The organism is Flagellimonas hadalis (assembly GCF_007785775.2).
Lineage (GTDB): Bacteria > Bacteroidota > Bacteroidia > Flavobacteriales > Flavobacteriaceae > Flagellimonas > Flagellimonas hadalis.
In genome coordinates this window covers 22703-46810 of the sequence record NZ_VNIK02000013.1, presented here as the reverse complement: position 1 = coordinate 46810, position 24108 = coordinate 22703, and the positions used below count along the sequence as shown (strand labels likewise).

At 46.8% G+C, this 24108-nt stretch carries 24 protein-coding genes; 8 read left to right on the top strand and 16 right to left on the bottom strand.

What is annotated here, in order from left to right; genetic code table 11:
• Window positions 1-82: 82 nt before the first annotated feature.
• The 3 genes from FOT42_RS15515 to FOT42_RS15505 are packed head-to-tail and all read right to left on the bottom strand — an operon-like array spanning window position 83 to window position 3306.
• On the bottom strand, window positions 83-1036 hold the full coding sequence (locus tag FOT42_RS15515) for an AAA family ATPase (RefSeq protein WP_151891434.1): 954 nt from the start codon (window positions 1034-1036) through the stop codon (window positions 83-85).
• A 4-nt stretch (window positions 1037-1040) separates the two neighbouring features.
• Window positions 1041-2447, bottom strand: coding sequence for a peptidylprolyl isomerase (locus FOT42_RS15510; protein WP_151891433.1), 1407 nt, complete (start codon window positions 2445-2447; stop codon window positions 1041-1043).
• A complete protein-coding gene (locus FOT42_RS15505) occupies window positions 2434-3306 on the bottom strand; it encodes a peptidyl-prolyl cis-trans isomerase (protein WP_226789918.1) in 873 nt (290 codons plus the stop codon). The genes FOT42_RS15510 and FOT42_RS15505 overlap by 14 nt, the downstream gene beginning before the upstream one ends.
• 121 nt (window positions 3307-3427) lie before the next feature.
• Here FOT42_RS15505 and FOT42_RS15500 point away from each other — a divergent pair, with 121 nt between their 5' ends.
• From FOT42_RS15500 to FOT42_RS15490, 3 genes are read left to right on the top strand one after another with little or no spacing between them, the layout of a single operon-like run.
• The gene (locus tag FOT42_RS15500; RefSeq protein WP_151891431.1) at window positions 3428-3880 is read left to right on the top strand and encodes an SRPBCC family protein; all 453 of its coding nucleotides are present in this window, start codon (window positions 3428-3430) and stop codon (window positions 3878-3880) included.
• Window positions 3881-3887: 7 nt separating this feature from the next.
• Complete coding sequence (locus tag FOT42_RS15495) at window positions 3888-4145, top strand: hypothetical protein (protein ID WP_072879938.1); 258 nt, start codon at window positions 3888-3890, stop codon at window positions 4143-4145.
• Between the two features lie 11 nt (window positions 4146-4156).
• A complete protein-coding gene (locus FOT42_RS15490; protein ID WP_151891430.1) occupies window positions 4157-5290 on the top strand; it encodes a serine hydrolase in 1134 nt (377 codons plus the stop codon).
• Window positions 5291-5294: 4 nt separating this feature from the next.
• Here FOT42_RS15490 and rimO read toward each other — a convergent pair whose 3' ends face one another.
• Window positions 5295-6605 (bottom strand): 30S ribosomal protein S12 methylthiotransferase RimO, encoded by a 1311-nt coding sequence (gene rimO / locus FOT42_RS15485; RefSeq protein ID WP_151891429.1) that lies wholly within the window; start codon window positions 6603-6605, stop codon window positions 5295-5297.
• Between the two features lie 127 nt (window positions 6606-6732).
• Between rimO and FOT42_RS15480 the strand changes: the two genes are divergently transcribed.
• On the top strand, window positions 6733-7836 hold the full coding sequence (locus FOT42_RS15480; protein WP_151891428.1) for a serine hydrolase domain-containing protein: 1104 nt from the start codon (window positions 6733-6735) through the stop codon (window positions 7834-7836).
• Between the two features lie 122 nt (window positions 7837-7958).
• Entirely contained in the window at window positions 7959-8597 is a 639-nt protein-coding gene (locus tag FOT42_RS15475; protein WP_151891427.1) for a hypothetical protein, read from the top strand.
• 147 nt (window positions 8598-8744) lie between these two features.
• Here the strand turns inward: FOT42_RS15475 and FOT42_RS15470 are convergent, their stop codons facing one another.
• A complete protein-coding gene (locus FOT42_RS15470) occupies window positions 8745-10406 on the bottom strand; it encodes an amidase family protein (protein ID WP_151891426.1) in 1662 nt (553 codons plus the stop codon).
• Between the two features lie 5 nt (window positions 10407-10411).
• Window positions 10412-11368 (bottom strand): signal recognition particle-docking protein FtsY, encoded by a 957-nt coding sequence (ftsY, locus tag FOT42_RS15465; RefSeq protein ID WP_151891425.1) that lies wholly within the window; start codon window positions 11366-11368, stop codon window positions 10412-10414.
• A 226-nt stretch (window positions 11369-11594) separates the two neighbouring features.
• Between ftsY and FOT42_RS15460 the strand changes: the two genes are divergently transcribed.
• A complete protein-coding gene (locus tag FOT42_RS15460; protein ID WP_151891424.1) occupies window positions 11595-13478 on the top strand; it encodes a hypothetical protein in 1884 nt (627 codons plus the stop codon).
• Between the two features lie 64 nt (window positions 13479-13542).
• Here the strand turns inward: FOT42_RS15460 and FOT42_RS15455 are convergent, their stop codons facing one another.
• The 9 genes from FOT42_RS15455 to recR all read right to left on the bottom strand — a co-directional run bounded on the left by FOT42_RS15455 (window position 13543) and on the right by recR (window position 19406).
• Window positions 13543-13695, bottom strand: coding sequence for a DUF4295 domain-containing protein (locus FOT42_RS15455; protein ID WP_072879696.1), 153 nt, complete (start codon window positions 13693-13695; stop codon window positions 13543-13545).
• A gap of 38 nt (window positions 13696-13733) precedes the next feature.
• A complete protein-coding gene (gene rpmG, locus FOT42_RS15450; protein ID WP_031444791.1) occupies window positions 13734-13916 on the bottom strand; it encodes a 50S ribosomal protein L33 in 183 nt (60 codons plus the stop codon).
• A 28-nt stretch (window positions 13917-13944) separates the two neighbouring features.
• A complete protein-coding gene (gene rpmB, locus FOT42_RS15445) occupies window positions 13945-14172 on the bottom strand; it encodes a 50S ribosomal protein L28 (RefSeq protein ID WP_072879694.1) in 228 nt (75 codons plus the stop codon).
• 73 nt (window positions 14173-14245) lie between these two features.
• Window positions 14246-15493 carry a competence/damage-inducible protein A gene (locus FOT42_RS15440; protein ID WP_151891423.1) on the bottom strand — a complete coding sequence of 416 codons (1248 nt, stop codon included), beginning with the start codon at window positions 15491-15493 and terminating at the stop codon, window positions 14246-14248.
• A complete protein-coding gene (locus tag FOT42_RS15435) occupies window positions 15494-15832 on the bottom strand; it encodes an Hpt domain-containing protein (protein WP_151891422.1) in 339 nt (112 codons plus the stop codon).
• The gene (locus FOT42_RS15430) at window positions 15832-16443 is read right to left on the bottom strand and encodes a fumarylacetoacetate hydrolase family protein (RefSeq protein WP_151891421.1); all 612 of its coding nucleotides are present in this window, start codon (window positions 16441-16443) and stop codon (window positions 15832-15834) included. The genes FOT42_RS15435 and FOT42_RS15430 overlap by 1 nt, the downstream gene beginning before the upstream one ends.
• 35 nt (window positions 16444-16478) lie before the next feature.
• Window positions 16479-17252: a 3'-5' exonuclease gene (locus tag FOT42_RS15425; protein ID WP_151891420.1), complete on the bottom strand. Its 774-nt coding sequence runs from the start codon at window positions 17250-17252 to the stop codon at window positions 16479-16481.
• An 80-nt stretch (window positions 17253-17332) separates the two neighbouring features.
• A complete protein-coding gene (locus FOT42_RS15420; RefSeq protein ID WP_151891419.1) occupies window positions 17333-18691 on the bottom strand; it encodes a dihydrolipoamide acetyltransferase family protein in 1359 nt (452 codons plus the stop codon).
• A 94-nt stretch (window positions 18692-18785) separates the two neighbouring features.
• Window positions 18786-19406, bottom strand: coding sequence for a recombination mediator RecR (gene recR, locus FOT42_RS15415; protein WP_151891418.1), 621 nt, complete (start codon window positions 19404-19406; stop codon window positions 18786-18788).
• Window positions 19407-19482: 76 nt separating this feature from the next.
• On the opposite strand from recR, the gene FOT42_RS15410 reads away from it, so the two are divergent.
• Entirely contained in the window at window positions 19483-20961 is a 1479-nt protein-coding gene (locus FOT42_RS15410; RefSeq protein WP_151891417.1) for a sodium:solute symporter, read from the top strand.
• Here FOT42_RS15410 and FOT42_RS15405 read toward each other — a convergent pair.
• On the bottom strand, window positions 20945-21304 hold the full coding sequence (locus FOT42_RS15405; protein ID WP_151891416.1) for a CoA-binding protein: 360 nt from the start codon (window positions 21302-21304) through the stop codon (window positions 20945-20947). The genes FOT42_RS15410 and FOT42_RS15405 overlap by 17 nt on opposite strands.
• A 347-nt stretch (window positions 21305-21651) precedes the next feature.
• Between FOT42_RS15405 and FOT42_RS15400 the strand changes: the two genes are divergently transcribed.
• Entirely contained in the window at window positions 21652-24099 is a 2448-nt protein-coding gene (locus tag FOT42_RS15400) for a TonB-dependent receptor (RefSeq protein ID WP_151891415.1), read from the top strand.
• Window positions 24100-24108 lie beyond the last annotated feature (9 nt).

The following is a 24108-nucleotide window of genomic DNA, read 5'->3' as shown; positions in this document are numbered from 1 at the left end:
TTTTAGTAATTTGGTAAATTTACTAAAATACAGGGTATTTCGGAATTAGAATCGACCTAAATAAATGGTGAAGATTTGATATCTATAACAATTCCGAGATTATTTTCTCCTCAGAAATGCCTTCGGCCTCCGCCTTGTAGTTTTTTAGGATCCTATGACGAAGGATTCCTGTGGACACGGCCTTGATGTCCTCGATGTCCGGGGAAAACTTCCCGTGGATGACCGCGTGTGCCTTTGCCGCCAACACCAAGTTCTGGGACGCTCTTGGCCCAGCTCCCCAATCCACATAATTGTTGACAAAATCCAATGACCCTTCCTGACCTGGCCGGGTCCTATTGACAAGCCTCACGGCATAGTCGACCACATTGTCGGGTATGGGAATGCGCCTTATCAAATGCTGCACGGCAATGATCTCGTCCGCATCAAAAAGGGTGCTCAGTTGCACCTCTTCGTCCGATGTGGTGGATTTGACCACTTGGATCTCTTCTTCAATGGAGGGATATTTCAACTCGATGGCGAACATGAACCGGTCCAATTGTGCCTCCGGCAAGGGATAGGTCCCTTCCTGTTCGATGGGGTTTTGCGTGGCCAACACAAAGTATGGCCTGTTGAGCTTGTATTGTTTTCCAGCGATGGTGACGGCCCTTTCCTGCATGGCCTCCAAAAGAGCGGCCTGGGTCTTAGGTGGGGTCCTGTTGATCTCATCCGCCAAGATGATGTTCCCAAAAACAGGTCCCATGATGAACTTGAAGTTACGGTTCTGGTCCAATACCTCGCTTCCCAATATATCGCTGGGCATGAGGTCCGGGGTAAACTGTATCCGTTTGAAATCCAATCCCAAGGTCTGGGCAATGGTGTTGACCATCAAGGTCTTTGCCAAGCCCGGAACACCGATCAAAAGCGAATGCCCCCCGGTATAAATGGACAATAGTATCTGCTCGATCACCTTATCCTGGCCCACAATGACCTTGGCAATCTCTTTTTTTAGGGCTTGGTGCTTCTTTACGAGATTTTCAACTGCAACTACGTCCGACATGCACCTATTCCTTTACCCAGTTGTTTGCAAAATCGCAGCCCTTGTTGTCCACATTCACATGGATGTAGGTATCCTCAATATGCTCGTCCATCCACTTTTTGATGGCCTTCAACTGTTTTTCCCTAAGGGCCAGTTCCTGTATTTTGATATAATCTTTTGCAAAATCTGCCTTGTGCTCATCATATCGGTTGGAAATCTTCATGATCTTGAACTTGGGTGCCCCTCCCCTTGGGTCATCTTCCCGTACCGGTCTGGAAATTTCCTCATCCTTTAGGTTACGGACCTGGTTGTAGAGCGTGGGGTCCATCTTGGTGAGTTCAAAACGGGAATCAAAATTGATCGGGTTGCGAAGCAGTCCTCCGTCAAATTTGGTCTCCTTTTCATCCGAAAAATTCAATGCGGCATCCGCAAAGGTATATTTGCCGTCCAAAATATGCTTTCTGATAGAATCCAATTCCTGTACCGCCTTGTCCACAGAGGCTTTTGGAATCTCTGGGATCATGAGGATATGGCGAATATCCCTTTCCTGTCCCCTTACTTTTTCCACAAAAATGATATGGTACCCAAACGTACTCTCAAAGGGTTCGGATATCTCCCCTTCGCGAAGACTGAAGGCAACATCCTTGAATTCCTTGACAAATTGGGTCTCCTTGGTCATGGTGTACAATCCTCCTCTGGATTTGGAGCCAGGATCTTGTGAATATAGAATTGCCTTTACATTGAAACTGGCACCATTGTCCAACACATCCTGCCTGATCTCCTTCAATTGGTTGATAACCTTTTGTTTCTCTTCCTCTGGCGCCACAGGTTGCTTCACGATTTGGGCGATTTCCAACTCGGCCCCAAAAACCGGTCTTTCATCTTCCGGGATCTTATTGAAAAACTGGCGAACCTCTTCTGGGGTCACCTCGATTTTTTCCACGATGCTGCTCTGCATCTTTTCGGAAAGCATACGAAGCTTGTTGATCTCGAAGAGTTCGGCACGGAAACTTTCCACATCTGCTTTTTTGTAGAACTTCAAGACCTTTTCCATGGAGCCCACTTGGGCCACCAATTGCTGGATCTGTCTATCGCTCTGTGCATTTACCTGCTCATCGGAGACGAGCAAACTGTCCTGTACGGCTTGGTGTGCATAGAGTCTGTCCTCCATGAGCTTGCCCAAAAGGCCGCAACGGGTAATGTCTTCCGTGGAAGCACCTTGACTTTGAAGGTCAATCAGTGTTTTGTCAATGTCCGATTCCAAGATCACATAGTCGCCGATCACTGCGGCAATCCCGTCCAGTTTTGTCTTGTTGACGGAAGTGGTCGTGTCAGGCTCTACCCTTAGGGCCTCATCGTTTTCCTGGGCGTTCGCAAAACCGAACAGCGCAAGGAACGCTAGGCCGAAAAGTGTTTTGTTATTCTTTGTCATAAACCTCAAATTCTTTCTTCTTAATGGCTTCATCTATAATCTCGGTTTCCAGTTTCTTCACATAATTCAAACGTCTGCGGTTCAGGATCAGTTGCCTGATATCCGGTTCCACATACTCAAATGGTGCTGTGTCATTGACTTCCAGCATGTTATTGATCACGCCCAAATATACCCCTAATGAATCTTGCAACTCAAAAAATTGTGATTTTTTTAAGTGCGAGGCCTCGTTCATCGCTGTAAGCGGCGGAATTTCCTCTATGACCCTGGAGGCACTTACCCAAACAGAATCGTTGAAATGTATCTTCTTGAACTGTACCGCTATGGAATCCAAATATCTTTTGTCTTCGTCCTTCCAACTCCTGATCCTGGCCTTTACCCCATCCTTGTCCAAAAACTGGGCCGGCATGCCCACAAATCGCAATTGTACCAGCTTTTCGTTCAATTTGAAGTTCTCCTTTTCCTGTTCGTAATACTGTCGCAATTGACCTTTGGTCACAGCCGTGTCCTGTGCCTGTAGCACTAAGGCCTCGATGTAGGCCCTGGTATAGAGGTCGGCGCGATAATCGGACACCAATCGGTCAAATTCGGCCAGTTTCCCTTCGGGCAGGTTGATCTTCGACTTGGTCAGGAACAACTGTTTGGAGGCCCAATTGTTGATATAATTGGTCACGAACAAGGTGCTGTCCTGTTTGGACATATCATCTGGAATGAGCGTGGCAATGTCCTCTTTATATAGGTAGGTATCGCCTACCCTTGCCAATGGTTCTTTCTCCTCCTCATCATTGAACAAGGAATCGCAGGAAGAAAACAGTAGTGCAAAAGCTGCACAAAGCAAGAACAGGTCGTTTTTTTGGAGCATAAGCATTTCGCAAAAATAACAATTACACGATCCCTTACAAGCAGGTTCCTTTCTCATTAACAGATTTTTAGTAGGCAGTGCCAACCCAGAAATTGTTACATTAGTGCAAAACCAAACAAAAATGAAGTACAGCAACGAAATTGTCGTTGACCTTCCCCGGGCCGAATTCATCCAAAAAATGGACGACCCCGAGAACATGAAACATTGGCAACGGGGCCTTATGGCCTACGAACAGTTGTCCCAAACCCCTGGTCAGGAAGGCTCCCGGATGAGCCTGAGTTACCAAATGGGCAAACGCAAGATGGAAATGGTTGAGACCATCATCAAGCGCAAACTTCCCGAAGAAATGCACACCACTTACGACACCAAGGGCGTACACAACATCCAAAAAAATTATTTCAGGGAAGAAAATGGGAAGACGCGATGGATCTCGGAATCCGAATTCCAATTTTCAGGTTTTGGCATGAAACTCATGGGATTGCTTATGCCGGGCGCATTCAAAAAACAATCCTTGAAATACATGGAAGATTTTAAGAACTTTGCCGAAAAGGGAATATCCGTATTGGACCAATAATAAGGAAATGGAAAAAATTTTGGACCGAAAAATCAAGATGATCTGGGACTTTAGGGGGCCCGGTGCAGCTAGGACTGCAGAACACTACAGAAAACACCTGGAAGAATTCGTCACTGTGGAGGAACTGAAATACGACCTCAGTGGAGTGGAGCACTTTGGACCCACCCACAGCATTGCCTTTTTGGTAGTGGCCGAGTTTGAACTGAAGGAGGTCAAGGATATCCTTAAGCCCCATCGTGGCCAGATCTATTCGGGCGAACTGTAAAACAATACACCATGTGGACCAGATGCATGCTTTTTGGGTTGATGGCACTTGGAACTTCCTGTTCGGAGACCAAGCCAATTGAACCGCTGGAAAAGGCGCTTGCCTCGGAGAACCCATACATCAGGCAGGTGATGGAAAATATTGACGCTCACGAGGTCCAGATCCGCTACACGCAAATCGACCGGAGGAACGATAGTATTTTCTTCACGGACCATGATTTTCAGGTAAACCCTGAAAATTATTTCTATCCGGCCAGCACGGTCAAGTTTCCTGCTGCCGTGGCCACTTTGGAAAAACTCAACGAAGTGGATTCGTTGGATATGTATACCCGCTTCTATATCGAGGGGGATTCCGTGGAAACCACTTTTGCCAAGGCCATTTCGGAAATATTTGCCGTGTCGGACAATGCCGCCAACAATAGGTTGATCGAATTTTTGGGGCAGAACGACCTCAACCAACGCATGCGTAGAAGGGGCGTGGAACCCATCCGTATAGCCCATAGACTGTCTGCCCCCAATGCGGACGATGTTACCACCACACCTTTGGTGATCTACCTGAACGATTCCACAACCGCCGTGAGCAAACCCATCATCAACACTTCCGCCAAGCCCTTAGCGCTGAATGGCATCAAAAAGGGAAAGGGGTTTTATGCCGATGATTCCCTGCAAACCGAACCTTTTGATTTTTCTCTGAAAAACCATTATCCAATACAAGCACAGCATGCCCTGCTCAAGCGGGTCATTTTCCCCGAGGCATTTGCCGAAAACCAACGTTTCAACCTGAGTACGGAACAGCGTGATTTTTTGTTGGAGGCCATGCACACCCTTCCTCCAAAATTGGGGTACGATCCGGAGGAATTTTATGACAGTTATGTCAAATTCTTTATGTTCGGCGATTCCACGGATCCCATGCCGGAACACATCAAAATATATAACAAGGTGGGCTATGCCTATGGTACTTTGACCGATTGCGCCTATATCCAAGATACACAGAACAGGGTGGATTTTATGATAACTGCCACCCTATTAGTGAACAGTGATGGCATCTTCAATGATGATGCCTACGACTATGACGAGGTGGGCATTCCCTTCTTGGCCCAATTGGGCAGGGAATTGTATCACTATGAGCTACAACGGAAACGTTGAAATTCTAGGACAGTTGTACGGGAACCCCATACAGATCAAAATCTGAAGCATCGATGATCTCGATGGTAGTAAAGTCCCCAATTTTCACGTAATGCTTGGTAGCATCGATAAGCACCTCGTTGTCCACATCGGGGGAATCAAATTCCGTGCGTCCCACAAAATGGTTGCCTTCCTTTCTATCGATGATGCACTGGAACTTCTTTCCGATCTTCTCTTGGTTCAGCTCCCATGAAATCTGCGATTGGATTTCCATGATCTCATTGGCACGCTGTTGTTTCACCTCTTCGGGCACATCATCCTCCAAGGAGTAGGCATGGGTGTTCTCCTCATGGCTGTAGGTGAAACATCCCAAACGCTCAAAACGCATTTCCTTGACCCAATCCCGTAGGGTCTCAAAATCTTGCTCGGTCTCCCCGGGATAACCCACGATCAACGTGGTCCTGATGGCCATATCGGGGACGGCTGCCCTAAAGTCCTGCAACAATTTGGTGGTCTTGGCCTGAGTGGTGCCCCTCCTCATACTTTTAAGTATGGCATCTGAAATATGTTGCAATGGGATATCGATATAATTGCAGATCTTGGGCTCTTCGCGCATCACCTCCAACACATCCATGGGAAAACCTGTCGGGAAGGCATAATGCAAACGGATCCACTCAATGCCCTCCACCTTGACCAAGGCTTGGAGCAGTTCGCCCAAGTTCCGTTTTTTGTACAGGTCCAGCCCGTAATACGTAAGATCTTGGGCGATCAAAATAAGTTCTTTCACGCCTTTGGCCGCCAATTTTTCCGACTCGGCCACCAATTCTGCTATGGGTTTGCTCTTGTGCTTGCCCCGCATGAGGGGAATGGCACAGAACGAACAGGGACGGTCGCAACCTTCGGCAATTTTCAGGTAGGCATAGTTCTTTGGTGTGGTGGTCAACCGTTCACCAATCAGCTCATGTTTGTAGTCCGCCCCAAGTGCTTTGAGCAGGTTGGGCAGGTCGCTCGTACCAAAATACTCGTCCACATTGGGAATTTCCCGTTGCAGATCTGGCTTGTAGCGCTCGCTGAGACAGCCGGTCACAAAAACCTTGTCCACGAGGCCCTCTTCCTTCTTCTGCACATATTCCAAAATGGTGTTCACGCTCTCCTCCTTCGCATTGGCAATGAAACCACAGGTGTTGATCACCACCACATTGCCCTCCTCTTCATGGGCGACCTCTTTGTTGTTGGCACGTAGCTGTCCCATCAACACTTCGGAGTCATAGACATTTTTGCTACAACCCAGTGTCACCACATTGATTTTGTTCTTCTTGAGCGATTTTGTCCGCATAGTTGCTATAAATGGAGTGCAAAAATACAACAACACAGCGCATTACATCGATTTGCCTGCATAATTTTGCTGTTATGGCGTTAAACCATTGGCCCCAACGGAGGTCTAACGTCCAAATTCGATGGTCATGAAACGATTTACACATCCCTTTCTTCTGCTTTGTCTAGTTTTGGTTTTCAGTTGTTCTTCGGACGATGGCCCGGGAGATGACGACAATATCCCTGATCCCGAAACGGGAGAACTGTATTTCCCTCCTGTGGGTTCCGCGGAATGGGAAACTACCTCTCCGAACGATTTGGGATGGGACACCACTGCCGAACAGGCCCTTTACGATCTGTTGGAGGAAAAAGGCACGGATGGCTTCATCATCCTGAAAGATGGCAAAATTGTGGTGGAATGGTATTTTGGCGATTTCACCGCAGGGGACAACCATTCATGGAACTCCGCCGGAAAAACCTTGACGGCCATGACGGTCGGCATTGCCCAAGAGGAAGGATTTTTGTCCATTGGGGATTCCTCCATGGACTATTTGGGCGAAGGATGGTCCATGCTCACCCCGGAACAGGAGGCCAATATCAGCGTGCGCCACCATTTGACCATGACCACAGGGTTGGACTATACCGTGGACGATCCTTTTTGCTACGATAAGGAATGTCTGCTGTACAAAAATGAACCGGGCACCTATTGGTATTATCACAATGCCGCCTATACGATACTGGATCAAATCGTGACCAGCGCAACCGGCACGGATTTCAAAACCTATTCCTATCAAAAAATACGGGACAGAATCGGGATGCAGGGCAATTGGATCACGGTGGGCTACAACAACCTTTTCTTCAGCAATACGCGGAGCATGGCCCGGTTTGGACTACTTTGTTTGAACCAGGGCACATGGGACGACACCGAGATCTTATCGGACAAGACCTATTTTACCGAAATGACGACCACCTCCCAAAACCTGAACCCTTCGTACGGGTATTTATGGTGGTTGAACGGGAAGAGCCAGCACAAGGCCCCGGGTTCGGAAACCACTTTTGAGGGGGAACTGTTCCCCGATGCCCCTGACGACCTTATTGCAGGATTGGGTGCCTTTGACCAAAAACTCTACTTAGTGCCCAGTGAAAACTTGATGATCGTGCGATTGGGGGACGATGCGGGGGAAAACCAATTGGGCCCCTCCAGTTTTGACAATCTGCTCTGGGAAAGGCTGAATGCGTTTATTGGGGAGTAATTGCGCTTGTTTGGTTTGTTAAGGTTTGGTTTTCTTTTTGCATTGATTTTATGGCTAATTTGGGGTATATGGTTGTATTTTACAGCTATGTATACAAGTTGTAGTCATTTGAGAAAACTGAAATGCTAAAGATATTTAAGCAAAATAATGAATCCGAATATCTGGAAAGATTAAAAAAGTCATTTCCAAAGGAATTGCATTCGGACTTAAATGAAGTTTTGAAGATCTTACCGTTTGAAAATAATAATGTGAAATTATGTGATGGGAATGTTCACGGAGTTGATAATCTGATTCATGAAACTGAATTGAATATTGAATTTGGCAACGAAACTTTGACAATTCCTTACAGACTTTATTTTAACGAGCCGAATCCCGAATTAGAAAAGTCTTTGACCGACAAGCAGAAAGATATGTTGAATTGTATCTATTTACGCCACTACAATGGGTATATAAGAGAGAAACGACTGAATTTAATATCGGACAATCTAGAAAAGTGGACTGTTCCATTTATCACTCAATTAATTGGCGAATATGTTTATGAATTGCTTCCAATTATTGACAAAAAAGTAAATGAGAATACTTTGGATTTTTACGCTGAATTTAGACATCAAAATCCTAAATATTGGCAACAAACTGAAAGTAGAATGATAAGTTATTGGAATGAATATTATAGGTACGAATTTCCGAAACTGAATGAGTATTTGGGATTTGAAATTGTTAACCGAATAAAAAAACGAACGCTCAACAATGAACATAAGTGATTGCTTGCCTACCTTTAGGCAGACAAGTTTTCACCTACTTCTGGCACAATCACGAAATACAATCGAGCGAAGTAAAATCTATCCCCACTCATCACCTTCGTCCATATTCACTACAGAATCTCAGTTTAAATTGGTCACTGACCCCACCTACTCCTGATAAGCCGTTGGCATTTTTCGAAACTGGGTCAAATCCTCAAAAGCCTTTCCGATCCGCAGCAGATGTGCCTCTGAAAAAGGTTTCCCGATAAAGGTCAAACTTTCGGGTTCGCCATCGGTCTTGTACCCCATCGGGATGGTTAGGGCAGGATATTCGGCCACCGCAGCATAACCTGCATGGTAATTGTTGATGCTCAAAACGGCATCCAGTTGTTGCCCTTCCATCACATCAAAGAAAGACCTTCCCGCATTTTTCAGTTCGGCCTTGATCTTTTCAAAATCTTCTTGGGACGTGGAATCGGCCAAAATCCCATCAAAACGGGCCTGCCCATACGGTATCCGCACCAAGGAATCTTCGCTGTTGAAACGGACCACATCCTCAATCTTTTCAACCTTTACCACATCCTTGTTCTTGACCATGGCCTCCAAGTAGTCTTGAAGGTCCTTTTTCATGTCCAGATTCAACAAGGTAAGAAAATGGTCCAATTCGACATCCTCGGGTTCAAACTCTACGATTTCGGCACCCGCTTCCCTAAGCTTTTCAACACTAAGGGCATATAGGGAATCCCGCTCCATCAAATTTTTCATCACACCCAAACGAACAGTTTTCAGGGGTTCGGGTTGTGTCCATGCAGATAAAACCCCTGGTTCAGGTTCCACCGACTTGGCATCTGCACCGTCCCTCCCCAGCATGGCGTCCAGCAAAATGGCATTGTCGGTCACGTTTCTGGTCATGGGACCCGGCGTGTCCAACGTACTGGAAATGGGCACAATGCCTGTTCGGCTCAGCAGTCCGACGGTGGGTTTTAGGCCCACGACCGAGTTTTGACTGGAAGGTGAAAGGATGGAACCCGATGTTTCGGTCCCCACCGCGCCTACCGCATAATTAGCGGCCATCGATGTGCCACTACCGGCACTGGAGCCACCTGTATCAAATTGTTGTCGTCCATAGGGATTCATGGTCTGCCCGCCCACGGCACTCTGTCCGTTGGGGCACACATCGCAGATGAAATTGGCCCACTCGCTCAAGTTCACCTTGCCCAGAATGAGCGCTCCCTTTTCCTTCAATCGTTGTACAATAAAGGCATCCTCCGTCTGGTTGTCCCTCAAAGCAACAGCCCCGGCGGTCGTTTTCATTTCCAAAGTGCCGATGTTGTCCTTCAGCAAAATGGGCATCCCATAAATGGGATGATGGATTTCCAAGCCTTCATCCAGTTTCCGGGCCTCTTCCAACACGTTTGGGTTCAATGCAATGATGGTGTTCAGCGTAGTGTTGTTCGGAAGTTCGTAGGTATAAATCCGGTGCAGGTAGAACAGGACCAAATCTTCATAGGTAAACGTTCCCGCATTGATGTGTTTTTGGATGGTGGGGATGTCCTGCTCCAAGACCAAAGGTTTCATCTTCTCGTATTGGGCCGATGGAAATCGGGACACTTCCCCATACAAGGGCATAAACACCCCGTTTTTGTCCAACACCTTGCTCTGGATGAATTTATACTGCATCCGTTCGCTTTCGTTGTCGGCACTGGCCGCCACCTCTGTGGAATCGTTATAAGGGGTCCAAAGGACAACTTCTTCTTTGGGTTCTGCTTTTTGTTGTTTGCAGGCAGAAAGGAAAATGATCAAAAAACCGAGAATAAGTTGTCTGTACATATATTTTACATTTTGAAGAACGAATCCACAAATTCGTATTTGTTGAACACCTGAAGGTCCTCGATGCCCTCTCCCACTCCGATGTATTTCACGGGAATCTTGAACTGGTCCGATATACCGATGACCACCCCGCCCTTTGCGGTACCGTCCAATTTGGTCACGGCCAAACTGGTCACTTCGGTGGCCTTGGTAAATTGCTTGGCCTGCTCAAAGGCATTCTGCCCCGTGGAACCGTCCAGCACCAAAAGTACTTCGTGCGGCGCATCGGGCACCACTTTTTGCATCACGCGCTTTACTTTGGAAAGCTCATTCATCAGATTGACCTTGTTGTGCAACCTTCCGGCAGTGTCCACCAATACTACATCGGCTTGGTCCGCCACGGCTGAGTTGAGCGTGTCGAATGCCACGGAAGCCGGGTCGCTTCCCATTTTTTGCTTGACGATGGGCACTTGGACCCTGTCCGCCCATACCTGTAACTGGTCAATGGCGGCCGCCCGGAAGGTGTCACCAGCGCCCAATACCACTTTCAGTCCCTTGTTCTTGAACTGGTGTGCCAATTTGCCAATGGTGGTGGTCTTGCCCACGCCGTTCACGCCGACGACCATGATCACATACGGTTTTTTATCGGTAGGGATGGATATTTCGGTGTTTTCGCCCACATGGGTCTCGGAAAGGAGCCCTGCTATTTCTTCGCGAAGGATGGTATTGAGTTCATCCGTACCCATGTATTTGTCCCGGGAGACCCGCTCCTCGATACGTTCAATGATCTTGAGGGTAGTGTTCACCCCTACGTCCGAAGAGACCAAAACCTCTTCCAGGTTGTCCAGCACCTCATCGTCCACCTTGGACTTTCCGGCCACGGCCTTGCCCAGTTTGCCAAAGAAACTGGTCTTTGATTTTTCCAGCCCTTTGTCCAAGGTCTCTTTTTTGTCCTTTGAAAATATATTCTTGAATAAGCTCATCCCGTGTTCAAATAGATAATCCCCAAAGATAGCAAAGTAAGGGGAGTTATGTTGGGTCAAATTGAGGATAAAGCTTTCCTATATTCTTTTGCCATCGTGAAAAATCAACCTCATAAACCCCAGATAAATAGTGTTTTACCCGTCAAACACTTGGCTACACAACAAAACTTAGGCCGAAGCTATGATATGTGCGTATTTTTGAACTATCCACAAATAGATTTATTAGATGACAAGAAATCTAGGAAAATTTCTATTTGCCTTGCTCGCAGTAATTTACTTACCAGTTGTGGGCCAAGATACCTTTGCAGACAACTTTGGATCCATTTCCTATTCCAATAATACTGGTTCCCAAAACTGGTCCACCAATTGGTTGGAATACAACGATGACAACAGTGCTTCCAACGGATACATTCGGGTGACTGGCGGAGAGCTCTATTTTTATTACATCTGGACCGAAAACATCAGAAGGTCCGCAGATCTAAGTGGCTATACTTCGGCAAATCTTTCTTTTGACTGGCGAACTTCCAGCTTGGAAGCCGGGGAGACCCTGATAATTGAAATTTCAAGCGACGGCACTTCTTTCACAACATTGGATACTTTTTCGGGCAACCAAAGTGGCTCCTTTAGCCAAGACATTTCGGCATACATATCAAGCAACACCACCATTCGTTTTATGAAGGGCGGGGCCAACTGGTCCCAAAGCAACGACCGTGCCTATATTGACAATGTGCTGATTACAACAACCTCAACCCCTACCACGGACACCGATGGGGATGGTACCATAGATGTGGTTGACCTGGACGATGACAATGACGGTATTACGGATGAGGAAGAATATTGTACTGCGCTCAATGCCTCTTTTTTGACATCTGCCGATGTGGGTGAAAGGTCTGTTGTGATCAACCATACTGATACTGGATACTTACGGTTGGATTTTTCATCCATGGACAACTCCTTCCAACTGGATATCAATGGTACAGACATCCACCCATCCATTCTGGAATTTGAGAATGGCGCATTGGGTGCCGGTGAGGAATATTTTGTTTTTCAGTCGGACGGAAGTTTCATCAATTCTCCTTGGACGGCAAATTCCAATGGCATTCCCAGATTGCGGTTGGTAGTTGACGAATATGGAGAAATCAACCTATATGGCAGTAGAAATGCCTCATCGACTTCCTTGGAACCCATGGAGGCCCAAGGGGGAACCCCTTTCAACACTCTTGCCTGGATACCTGGCAACAACAATACGTTTACTGTCACGAACCAAGCTGGTCCAGGCCCCGAAGGCTTTACCGGGGAATTGTTTGCCAGTGCCATTTGTGATACGGATGGAGATGGCATTGGCAACCATTTAGATCTTGACTCGGACAATGATGGGATATATGACCTTGTAGAATCAGGGGCATTGGAAGAGCCGGGAGTCAGTGATGCCAATAATGACGGGAGGATAGACGGTGCCCTAGGGAATTCTGGGGCAAACGGCATCTATAACTCCATTGAGGACAACGATACCGCCTCTGCCCTATTGACCTATACCATTTTTGATTCCAACGGAGATGGCAGTTATGATGCCTATGTACTGGATGCAGATGGGGATGGCTGCAACGATGTGGTGGAGTCTGGATTCACGGACAATAATGCAGATGGACGTCTGGGGCCGAACCCCATCACCATCAATTCGGAGGGATTGGTGACCAGTGGATCGGACGGTTACACTGTACCTAGCGATAACAACTCCAATACCACCTATGATTTCAGGGAGGCAGGGGCTGCGCCCACCATCACCTCCCAACCCATGGATGTTGCCACCTGCCCGGGATGCACGACAAACATATCGGCAACAGTGACTGCCGACCAGCTCCAATGGCAATATTACAATGGAGGTTCCTGGGTCAACCTTTCCGACACGGGCATTTATTCCGGTACCACCACGAACACATTGACCATCACCAACCCAACCCCCAGCGAAAACAATGCAGCCTACCGATTGTTGGCAAGCAATGATGCTTTTGTATGCGGTTCCACTACAAGCGATACCGCTACATTAACACTACAGGTTGGTACGGTGGTCACCAACCGAAGAATCACCTACCGCGTGACTAAAAATTAGAAATCAACGGAATAAAAAAAGCCGCTCTATCTGAGCGGCTCTGTATTTCCAAAGGAAATTTGTCTTATTGCTTGTTCAACCAATCGTTGACCATTTCAGGAGCCATTACAGACTCTACGAAAGTATAGGCCCCCGTTTTTGGAGACTTTACCATTTTGATGGCCTTGGTCAATCTTTTGGATGATGATTGAAGCGTTGCTACTGTTTTCTTTGCCATGGCTTATATATTGTTTGCCTTTTCGTGATGAAAAGGGATTACTTGATTTCTTTATGGACGGTCATGCGCTTAAGGATAGGGTTGAATTTTTTGATCTCCATCCTATCTGGCGTGTTCTTCTTGTTCTTGGTGGTAATGTACCTGGATGTACCTGGCATACCAGATTCCTTGTGCTCTGTGCACTCCAAAATTACCTGAATCCTATTTCCTTTCTTGGCCATTGTATCGTACTTAAAACGCTTATACTACTTACTTTTGGGCGTTCATCTCCTTCAATACGGCAGAGATACCCTTCTTGTTGATGATTTTCAATCCTTTGGAAGATACGTTCAAGGTTACCCAACGGTCTTCTTCCGGGATGTAAAACTTCTTCTTGGAAACGTTCACATCGAACCTTCTCTTGGTCTTATTGATAGAAAAGGATACGTTGTTTCCAAACATCACCTTTTTTCCTGTAACTTCACAAACTTTAGACATCTCCCTAACTTTTGAGTGATTTTATTGAGGCTGCAAATTTATACCATTTTAACGGGACGTACAAAATTCTTTTTCAGAAATTTAAAATTTCTTTATAAAGGAGTTCAAAAGCCTTGCTTACAGACTTCTTCACCACCCGTTCCCGATGGTTTCCCATGGCAAATTCATGGGCCGTTGTTCCTCTTGGGGTACTGATCCCAATATATACCGTTCCTACATCCGCATCGGAGTCACCTTTGGTGGGTCCCGCATTGCCTGTGGTGGACACGGCAAAATCGGTTCCCAGTAATTTCCTGACGTTCTCCGCCATGGCCATGGCCACTTCCTCGCTTACCACGGAATGCTTTTGGATCATTTCCTCCGGGATACCCAACACCTTGATCTTGGTCTCAGTGGCATAGCTGACCACACTGCCCTTAAAATAGTTGGACGCTCCGGGCACCGACGTGATCTGTTCGGCAATCTTTCCCCCGGTAAAACTCTCGGCCGTGGCCAAGGTCATTTGCTTTTGGTTCAGGAACTTGCCTATTTGGCTTTCGATGGTCCCATCTTCTTCCTCACCATAGATGATGTCCCCAATGATGGGGTACAATTTTTTGGCCTCGGCCTCAACGGATGCCAAGAGCGCTTCCCTATCCGTTCCTTTGGAAGAAAGTCGGAGCCGTACCCTGCCCAGATTCGGCAGGTAGGCCAATTTGATATGGGAAGGCAGATGGTTCTCCCACGACTCTATTTTTTCCGCAATCGCACTTTCACCCATGCCGTAGGTCAATAGGGTCTTGTGGACGATATAGGGCCGCTCGTAGGTTTCCATGATTTTGGGCAAAACCGAACTGGTGATGAGGTTTTTCATCTCATATGGGACACCTGGCAGAAAAAAATAGGACACATCGCCCTTCTTCATCCAGAGTCCGGGTGCTGTTCCGAATGCATTGTGGAGCACCGTTGCCTTGGAAGGCACCAATGCCTGCCTGCGGTTCAGGTCGGAAATGGGCGTAGTGATGTATTTCTTGAACAATTCCTCTATGTGTTCCAAGACCGCTTGATCCTGTACAAGCGTATCCCCGAAGAAGTTACAGAGCGTTTCCTTGGTCACATCGTCCTTGGTGGGGCCTAGGCCTCCCGTAACAATGATGACGGAAGAACGATCGCCCGCCTCTTGCAGTGCGTTGGTGATGTGCTCCCGATCGTCCTGCACCGAGGTTATCCGATATACCGAAACGCCAATCTGGTTGAGCTCTTTGGCAATGAACGCGGAATTGGAGTCTACTATTTGCCCAATAAGGATCTCATCCCCAATGGTGATGATCTCGGCTTGCATCTATAGATCAAAATCTTTTTTAAGTTCTGCCACGACCTGAAGGACATCCTTCTTGAGCAGGGGGAACTTTTCCTCAATCTCCTCCATACTTGCCTCATTCTTTCCCAAGGTCTCTATTTCCAGTGCCCTGTCCCTGGTCTGTTCCATGCCCAAAATATCCACGTTGGGTTTTATTTTGTGCGCCAGTTTATAGACATTTTCATGGTCTCTATTTCCAATGGCCCTTTCCAGTCCTTCCAAATCTTCCGGAACTTCTTCCAAGAATACGGAAATCACAGAGGCAATGAAATCTTCATCACCTTCGGCCATTTCATTGATTTTATCGAGGTTGTAAATCATTATCTTACATTAATTTCAAATAGTTTTTCTCCTTCAAGCATTCCTGAAAGGTAGTCATTTGGGCTTACTTTACCAACACCGGCAGGGGTACCCGTAAACAAAACATCTCCCTTTTTCAGCATAAAATAAGTGGACACATGGGCAATGATCTCATCTATCTTCCACAACATCAAAGCAGTATTTCCTTCCTGTACCGTTTCCCCGTTCTTTGATAGGGAAAAATCGATATGGTCCACATTTTCGAACCTGCTCTTGGGCAACCAGTTTCCAATGACCGCAGCTCCATCAAATCCCTTGGCTTTTTCCCAGGGCAGTCCTTTTGCTTTCAGTTTGGCCTGCAGGTCCCTGGCCGTGAAATCTATCCCTAGGCCTATTTCATCATAATAGTTATGGGCAAATTCCCTGGCGATGTGCTTTCCCACTTTTTTGATCTTGACCAAGACCTCAACTTCATGGTGGACATCGTTGGAAAACTCCGGGATGTAAAAATCCTGCTCTTTGGGCAGGATGGCCGAATCGGGTTTGATGAACACGACCGGTTCCTCCGGACGCTCATTGTTCAGCTCTTCAATGTGGTCCACATAGTTGCGGCCTATACATATCAGTTTCATATAGCTTTGTAATTGGGGGTGTTTTTGTGTTTCTCTTAAATTTTGGTGTTGAGCTTGCTCAACTTGATCTGGGTAAGTACTTTTTTGGTGTACAGCGGGAAGTCAGCGTTCAAGATCCAGCCAAAATAGCCAGGCTCTGCCTCTAGGACTTCTTCCACCATTTTTCCCTTATGCTTGCCGAATGAAAAAATGGCCCGTTCCTCTTCGTCCAAGACAATAAAACCGGCAAAATCCAACGATTGTTTCCGTGTCGTGAACTCGGACAACTTTTTTACGTTGTTCTCCAGTTCGGGGTATCTTTCCAGTTGGGCCAACAGCACTTCATAGGTGGCCAGGGTATCGGCCTCGGCGCTGTGGGCATCTTCCAAATTCTTATCGCAATAGAATTTATAGGCGGCCTCCAGGGTGCGCTTTTCCATTTTATGGAAAATGGTCTGCACATCCACGGACACCATGTTCTTCATATCAAAATCAATATCCGCCCTGAGCATTTCCTCCACCAGAAGCGGGATATCAAAACGATCGGAATTGAACCCGGCGAGATCACTGTCCTTGATCATTTTATAAATTTCCTTGGACAGTTGTTTGAAGGTGGGCTCATTGGCCACTTTTTCGTTGGATATGCCATGAACGGCTTCCGACTCGGGAGAAATGGGCATTTCTGGGTTCACCAACCATGTTCGGCTCTCTTTGTTTCCGTTGGGATATACCTTTAGGATGGAAATTTCCACGATCCTGTCCTTTGCCACATTGGTCCCAGTGGTCTCCAGGTCAAAAAAACATATAGGTTTGGTCAATTGTAACTGCATGTGGGGTCTTTGAATGTTTGTTTAAGGCTTTAGCTCCCTAAATTACACATAGTGAAAAGAAAATGGACCGTTTTTATCGGTTATATTTCCCTGTTCACGTCCCAAGCTTCCAAATAATCGGCGACCGTCTTGACGAACATTCCGCCCAAAGCACCGTTCACCACCCTATGATCATAGCTGTGCGAAAGGAACATTTTACTTCGGATACCTATATATTCCCCTTGATCGGTCTCGATAACGGAAGGTAGTTTCCGAATGGCTCCCAGAGCTAGGATGCCCACTTGCGGCTGGTTGATGATGGGCGTACCGAACACACTGCCAAACGTACCCACATTGGTCACGGTATAGGTTCCATCTTTTACCTCATCGGGCTTCAACTGGTTGTTACGGGCCCTATTGGCCAGATCGTTCACCATTTTTGCCATACCGACAAGGTTCAACTGGTCCGCATTTTTGATGACGGGCACAATCAGGTTGCCATCGGGCAGGGCCGCTGCCATTCCCAAATTGATATTTTTCTTTTTGATGACCTTGTCCCCGTCCAGTGAAATGTTCATCATCGGGAATTTTTTCAGTGCCACGGCCACAGCTTCCATAAATATGGGCGTGAAGGTCAATTTTTCCCCTTCCCGTTGCTCAAAGGCCTTCTTCATCTTCTCCCGCCAATTCACCACATTGGTCACATCCACTTCCACAAAACTCTGCACGTGCGCAGAGGTGGAAACACTATCGACCATATGCTGGGCGATGAGTTTTCCCATTCGGGTCAATGGAATGACCTCATCCCCATGTCCCACAGCAATAGGTGCATGTTTGGGTTTCTCCTCTATTACTTTCTGTGGTTGTGGTGCCTCCTCAACTTGTTTTTGCTCTTTTGGTGCCGGAGTAGCTGGGGCAGGTTTTGCATTCCCATTGGAACGGTTTTCCAAATAGGCCATGATATCGGTCTTGGTGACCCTACCTTCTTTACCTGTACCTATGATGGCCTCCAGTTCTTCCATGGAGACCCCTTCTTCCTTCGCTATATTTTTCACCAAAGGTGAATAAAATCGTTCTGAACTGGAAAAATCGGGTTTTGCGGTGGTCACGGATTCCTTCACATGGGCCATTTGGGTTTCCAAGGCCTCAACCTGTTCCGCTACGGGCTCTTCCTCTTCATCAGCGCTGTCGGTATCACCTGAAACATCATCCACATCGCCATCCACTTGGATCACGGCAACCACTTCACCCACTTTTATGACATCGTCCACATCGAACCGCTTTTCCAACAGCACGCCTTCCACTTCACTGGGAACCTCTGAATCCACTTTATCGGTCGCGATCTCGAAGACAGCTTCATCCAATTCCACGGTATCGCCCACTTCTTTCAACCAATTGGTCAACGTGGCCTCGGCGACACTTTCTCCCATTTGCGGTAATTTCAATTCAAATTTTGCCATATTCCTATTTATCAAAGTGATTTTGACTAGTATTTTGCAAAAATACTAAAGAAATCCACTTATTATTGGTTTGTGTGCATTTTTTAATCATTCCTTAATTCGCCTTTATGGAACTCTCAAAAGGCACCCTGTTCACGATGCTCCTTCCCAAGGTGACCTCATCGGCAAATTCCAGTTCGTCCCCAACGGAAATACCTCTGGCTATGGCCGAGGTAACGACCTCCAACCCTTCCAATTGTCTATAAATGTAAAAATTGGTAGTGTCCCCTTCCATGGTCGAACTCAAGGCAAAAATAAGTTCCTTGACCGTGCCTTCCTTGACCTTTTGGATCAAAGAAGCGATATTGAGGTCTTGGGGACCCACACCTTCCATAGGGGATATCTTTCCGCCGAGCACATGGTAAAGGCCTTTGTATTGAGAGGTGTTCTCAATGGCCATCACATCCCTGATGTCCTCCACCACGCACACCAAGCTCTCGTCCCGTTTGGGGTTGGCGCATATCTCGCAGAGTTCGGTATCGGAAATGTTGTGGCAGCTCTTGCAGAAATTCACCTCGCTCTTGAGCTTCATCAGGGCCTCGGTGAGCAGTTCTGTTCGCTCCTGCGGCTGTTTCAGCAGGTGAAGGACCAAGCGCAATGCCGTGCGCTTGCCTATGCCGGGCAAGTGCGACATTTCCTGAACTGCATTTTCCAATAGTTTGGACGAAAATTCCATAGGCTCTAATCTCCCACAAAATTACGATTTTAGCTTTACCAATTTACTTTCGTACTTTGCAAATCAAATTTCATCTATGACCGCCACACAAATTCTACTGCTCATAGGCGCCTATTTCTTGGTACTTATATTGATTTCATACGTTACAGGAAAGAATGATTCCAATGCCGATTTTTTCAAGGCGGGAAAACAATCACCTTGGTTTGTGGTGGCCTTCGGCATGGTGGGCGCCTCGCTATCGGGGGTGACGTTCATATCGGTTCCGGGATGGGTGGAGGACAGCCAGTTCAATTATATGCAGGTGGTGCTGGGCTATTTGGTCGGCTATTTTGTGGTGGCTTTTGTGCTGTTGCCCTTATACTATAGGCTCAACCTCACTTCCATTTATGAATACCTGCTGGAACGGTTCGGGACGGTGAGCCACAAGACGGGGGCGTTCTTCTTCTTCGTCTCCAGGGTATTGGGTGCGGCCTTTAGGCTGTACCTAGTGGCGATTGTGCTGCAGCAGTTCGTTTTTGATGATCTTGGGGTGCGATTTGAGTTTACCGTGGTGATCTCCATTTTGCTGATCTGGATCTACACCAACAAAGGAGGCATCAAAACAATTGTTTGGACCGATACGCTGCAAACGCTCTTTATGATCGTGGCCGTGCTGCTTTCCATTGTGTTCATCAACCAAGAATTGGGCTGGAGCTTTGGCGAGTTCTTGGCCTCGGATGAATTGAAGGGTTACAATGATTTTTTGGTGACGGATAGTTTTCTGGACAGGAATTATTTTATAAAATCCTTTGTCGGCGGTATGTTCGTCACGATTTGCATGACGGGTCTGGACCAAGACATGATGCAAAAGAACCTCACCTGCAAATCCTTGAAGGATGCGCAAAAAAACATGGTCTCCTTCAGTTTTGTCCTTGTGGGCGTTACTTTTCTTTTCATGTTGTTGGGTGCATTGCTGTTCATATACGACAAACGAAACGGTATAGGTATCCCGCTTATGGACGGTACGCCAAAAACGGATTTACTTTTCCCCGAGATAGCCCTGAACAGTGGACTTGGACTCGCCCTTTCGATTACTTTTATGTTGGGACTGATCGCTGCGGCATACAGTAGTGCCGACAGTGCGCTCACCTCGCTGACCACCTCGTTCTGTGTTGATTTTTTGAACGTGGAGAAAAAGGAAGATGCCGAGCAGAAAAAAATACGCAAGCGCACCCACGTGGGCATGAGCCTCATGCTGATTTTGGTCATCATTGCCTTCAAATATATCCTGAGCAGCAACGTGATCGACAGTTTATTGACGGTTGCCGGATATACCTACGGACCCCTGTTGGGCCTCTTTGCCTTTGGCATTTTGACCAAGCACAAGATCCATGATGGATATGTGTGGGTGGTCGCCCTGCTATCGGTCTGCATCATTGTTTTGGTCGCCAATATCCCTTCCTCCTACTTGGGAGGGTATCAGGTGGGCTATGAATTGTTACCGTTGAACGGACTGTTGACCTTCTTTGGGTTATGGCTCATCAAAAAAAAGGAAAAGTTTAATACTGTCCAGTAGCCAACAGCACCAAAGTGCAGGCCACCTCGACCTGAATCCCAGCTTTTTCAAGGATTTGGTAAAATTCTGGGTTCTCCGTTCCGGGATTAAAAATCACTCTTTTTGGTTTCAAATCCACTATTTTTTGGTAGTACTCTTTCTGCTTTATGGGATTTAAATACAAGGTAATGGTGTCAATATTTTGAAAATCATCAAGTTTGTCTTTAATTTGTACCCCTGATACAGTTCCCCCACGTATCCCAAATGCGGTTGTTTCAATATTGTTCTCAACCAACCTACGTAGTGCCATGTTACTGTATCTTCCCGGGTCTAATGATGCCCCAAAAACAAGTGCTTTTGCCATTTGTTAATTATTGTGTTAAACTAATATATAGACTGTAACGATTTCAAAATTAATCCGTCTATTGGTATATAAGATATTTTCATTGGTAAGACTGTATTTTTATAGTTAATGGTTAGTGTTTAGTATAGCTTATCAATGTACAACCCCGGCATTAAATTGTCGGGGTTTCTTCTTTTTATACACTTTCCTTTGTCCTTCAAGAAGTTCCATCCTTACAAATGGATCCCTGCTTTCTTTTTGTTTGTTAAAGAATGTTAAAAAAATGGATTGCTGTAACATTCCCTTTCAACTGGCGTCTTAGAAATATCATCAATCAACTCAATCATCAATCAAAAAACGAACAACTCATGAAAAAGTTGACCTTACTTTTTGCACTTTTCTTGTGCGGTCTAAATTCATTATTCGCCATCAACGATTCATCGGACGCCCTGGGCTCCATTTCGGGAACCGTGGTGGACAACGCCTTGAACCAGCCTGTGGCCTATGCCGCGGTGGTCGTAAAATCTGAAGATGGTACAGAGACCATTACCGGGGGGATCACCGCCGAAGACGGAACATTCGAGATCAACAAACTGCCAGATGGAAATTTTCTGTTCGAGGTACAATTCATCGGGTACAAGACCCATTCCCAAAAACTGGTCATTGACAAAGATAACCGCAACGTGGACATTGGCACCATCACCTTGATGGAGCAGACCCAGGAACTCAACGAAGTGGAACTGGTGGGCGAGCGCACCACCATTGAGCAACGGGTGGACCGAAAGGTGATCAACGTTGGGAAGGACCTCACCACTTCCGGTGCCACGGCCTCCGACATCATGAACAACATCCCTTCCGTGAACGTGGATTCCCAAACGGGCGACATTACCCTCAGGGGCAACTCCAACGTAAGGGTCATGGTGGACGGGAAACTCTCCAACGTGCCCGTAGCACAATTGTTGAAACAGATTCCATCAACATCCATCAAATCCATAGAGCTTATTACAAATCCATCGGCCAAGTATAATCCCGAAGGCATGAGCGGTATCATCAACATTGTGCTGCACAAAAATGCCAACATCGGTTTCAACGGAAATGTGAGCATGGGACTCACCAAGGGCATCGAGGCCAAGTTCAACAGCTCCATCGACCTGAATTACAGGAACGGAAAGTTCAATTTTTATGGAAACTATGGCAACAATATTGGCAAATGGGTGAACGACGGTAGTATTCTACGGGTGGATGAAAACTCGCGCCAGGAGTTCGACTTTCTCAACAACAACAAATCCCACCTCTACAAATTGGGGGTCGATTTTTACCTGAACGACAAGAACACTATTTCCTTCTTTACCAACCAGAACATTTATGATGGTATCGGTAATGGGGCCACGGAGGTTTCTTATGCAAACAATCCCTCCCGGAATGTTACCCAGTTGTTCATTGATGACTCCGACAACAGGAGCGAACAGTACAATTTTGATTATAAGCTGGATTTCAATAAGGAAGGACACAATATAGAACTGGAAGTGGACCACAACCGTTTTGAAAGTGGCCAAGATGCCGATTTCAGGTCCACTGGGGCATCGCTCTATCCTGATTACATGGATTTTGTGGACACCGAACGCACCCAGACCATAGCCAACTTGGACTACGTGAACCCATTGGACAGTATTTCCAAATTGGAGTTGGGGTTGGAATCGAGAAACTTTGAGACCATTGTGGATTATTCCTCCACTGGGCAATCCTTTAATTCCGGTGGCGAACTGGTCCCTACCCCATCCACCGAGTTCATTTATGACATGGACATCTATTCTGCCTACGCCACTTTTGGCCAGACCTATAAAAAATGGTCCTATCAGATGGGTGTACGTATCGAGGATGTCCAGGTACAGGCGGACACCAATGCCGTACGAGCATTCACGGACAATTACACACAGATCTATCCATCGGCGTTTGTGACCTATAGCATCAATGAAGGAGACCAAGTGCAAGTGAGCTACAGCAGACGTGTGGACCGTCCCGGATTGCAGCAGGTAAACCCCATCAGGGAATTCGCCACGCCATTGATCTCCGCATTTGGAAACCCGAACTTGGTGCCACAGTTCACCAGTTCGTATGAGGCCAACTATACCAAACGCCTGAAGAGCGGAAGCATAACGGCAGGTGTATTTTATAGAAGTATCGCCGATGAAATCAACAGGGCCATCTATATTGACCGATTGGACCTGAACAAAACCATCTTGACCTTTGACAATTTTGACAAGACCTCTGCCTATGGTATGGAACTGTCCACTAACTACAGACCCGCCAAATGGTGGAACATCAACGGTAGTTTTGACCTGTTCTCCCAAACGCAACGTGGGATAACGGAGACCCTGAACACCACAGACCCTGATCCATCGGAAGAAGATATCGTTGCGGAAAGGGTGCAAGTGGACAACACGGCCTGGAACCTACGCATGAACAACAGTTTCACGGTGACCAAGAAACTGACCCTTCAGGCATTCGGTTTTTACCGGGGCAGGAACAGGAGCATCCAGTTTGACGCAGACCCCATGTACTTTGTCAATTTGGGGGCACGCTACAGCTTCGACGAGGGCAAGGGCACCATCAGCCTGAACTATAACGACATATTCAATACCATGCGTTTCGCTTTTGAGGGTGATTACCCCTATGCACAGGAAGGTGCCTTCAACTGGGAGAGCAACAATGTTTACGTAGGGCTGTCCTATCGCTTCGGCAGTGGAAAGAACCGTGCGAAGCAACGCAAGAACAGGGACGACAACACCAAACAAGGTGGTGGCGGCATCCTTTAACGTAAATTG

Excerpts from the sequence above, each read along its gene's own strand:
- FOT42_RS15515 (WP_151891434.1), bottom strand. The coding sequence starts at position 1,036 with ATGTCGGACGTAGTTGCAGTTGAAAATCTCGTAAAGAAGCACCAAGCC.
- FOT42_RS15510 (WP_151891433.1), bottom strand. The coding sequence starts at position 2,447 with ATGACAAAGAATAACAAAACACTTTTCGGCCTAGCGTTCCTTGCGCTG.
- FOT42_RS15505 (WP_226789918.1), bottom strand. The coding sequence starts at position 3,306 with ATGCTCCAAAAAAACGACCTGTTCTTGCTTTGTGCAGCTTTTGCACTA.
- FOT42_RS15500 (WP_151891431.1), top strand. The coding sequence starts at position 3,428 with ATGAAGTACAGCAACGAAATTGTCGTTGACCTTCCCCGGGCCGAATTC.
- FOT42_RS15495 (WP_072879938.1), top strand. The coding sequence starts at position 3,888 with ATGGAAAAAATTTTGGACCGAAAAATCAAGATGATCTGGGACTTTAGG.
- FOT42_RS15490 (WP_151891430.1), top strand. The coding sequence starts at position 4,157 with ATGTGGACCAGATGCATGCTTTTTGGGTTGATGGCACTTGGAACTTCC.
- rimO (WP_151891429.1), bottom strand. The coding sequence starts at position 6,605 with ATGCGGACAAAATCGCTCAAGAAGAACAAAATCAATGTGGTGACACTG.
- FOT42_RS15480 (WP_151891428.1), top strand. The coding sequence starts at position 6,733 with ATGAAACGATTTACACATCCCTTTCTTCTGCTTTGTCTAGTTTTGGTT.
- FOT42_RS15475 (WP_151891427.1), top strand. The coding sequence starts at position 7,959 with ATGCTAAAGATATTTAAGCAAAATAATGAATCCGAATATCTGGAAAGA.
- FOT42_RS15470 (WP_151891426.1), bottom strand. The coding sequence starts at position 10,406 with ATGTACAGACAACTTATTCTCGGTTTTTTGATCATTTTCCTTTCTGCC.
- ftsY (WP_151891425.1), bottom strand. The coding sequence starts at position 11,368 with ATGAGCTTATTCAAGAATATATTTTCAAAGGACAAAAAAGAGACCTTG.
- FOT42_RS15460 (WP_151891424.1), top strand. The coding sequence starts at position 11,595 with ATGACAAGAAATCTAGGAAAATTTCTATTTGCCTTGCTCGCAGTAATT.
- FOT42_RS15455 (WP_072879696.1), bottom strand. The coding sequence starts at position 13,695 with ATGGCAAAGAAAACAGTAGCAACGCTTCAATCATCATCCAAAAGATTG.
- rpmG (WP_031444791.1), bottom strand. The coding sequence starts at position 13,916 with ATGGCCAAGAAAGGAAATAGGATTCAGGTAATTTTGGAGTGCACAGAG.
- rpmB (WP_072879694.1), bottom strand. The coding sequence starts at position 14,172 with ATGTCTAAAGTTTGTGAAGTTACAGGAAAAAAGGTGATGTTTGGAAAC.
- FOT42_RS15440 (WP_151891423.1), bottom strand. The coding sequence starts at position 15,493 with ATGCAAGCCGAGATCATCACCATTGGGGATGAGATCCTTATTGGGCAA.
- FOT42_RS15435 (WP_151891422.1), bottom strand. The coding sequence starts at position 15,832 with ATGATTTACAACCTCGATAAAATCAATGAAATGGCCGAAGGTGATGAA.
- FOT42_RS15430 (WP_151891421.1), bottom strand. The coding sequence starts at position 16,443 with ATGAAACTGATATGTATAGGCCGCAACTATGTGGACCACATTGAAGAG.
- FOT42_RS15425 (WP_151891420.1), bottom strand. The coding sequence starts at position 17,252 with ATGCAGTTACAATTGACCAAACCTATATGTTTTTTTGACCTGGAGACC.
- FOT42_RS15420 (WP_151891419.1), bottom strand. The coding sequence starts at position 18,691 with ATGGCAAAATTTGAATTGAAATTACCGCAAATGGGAGAAAGTGTCGCC.
- recR (WP_151891418.1), bottom strand. The coding sequence starts at position 19,406 with ATGGAATTTTCGTCCAAACTATTGGAAAATGCAGTTCAGGAAATGTCG.
- FOT42_RS15410 (WP_151891417.1), top strand. The coding sequence starts at position 19,483 with ATGACCGCCACACAAATTCTACTGCTCATAGGCGCCTATTTCTTGGTA.
- FOT42_RS15405 (WP_151891416.1), bottom strand. The coding sequence starts at position 21,304 with ATGGCAAAAGCACTTGTTTTTGGGGCATCATTAGACCCGGGAAGATAC.
- FOT42_RS15400 (WP_151891415.1), top strand. The coding sequence starts at position 21,652 with ATGAAAAAGTTGACCTTACTTTTTGCACTTTTCTTGTGCGGTCTAAAT.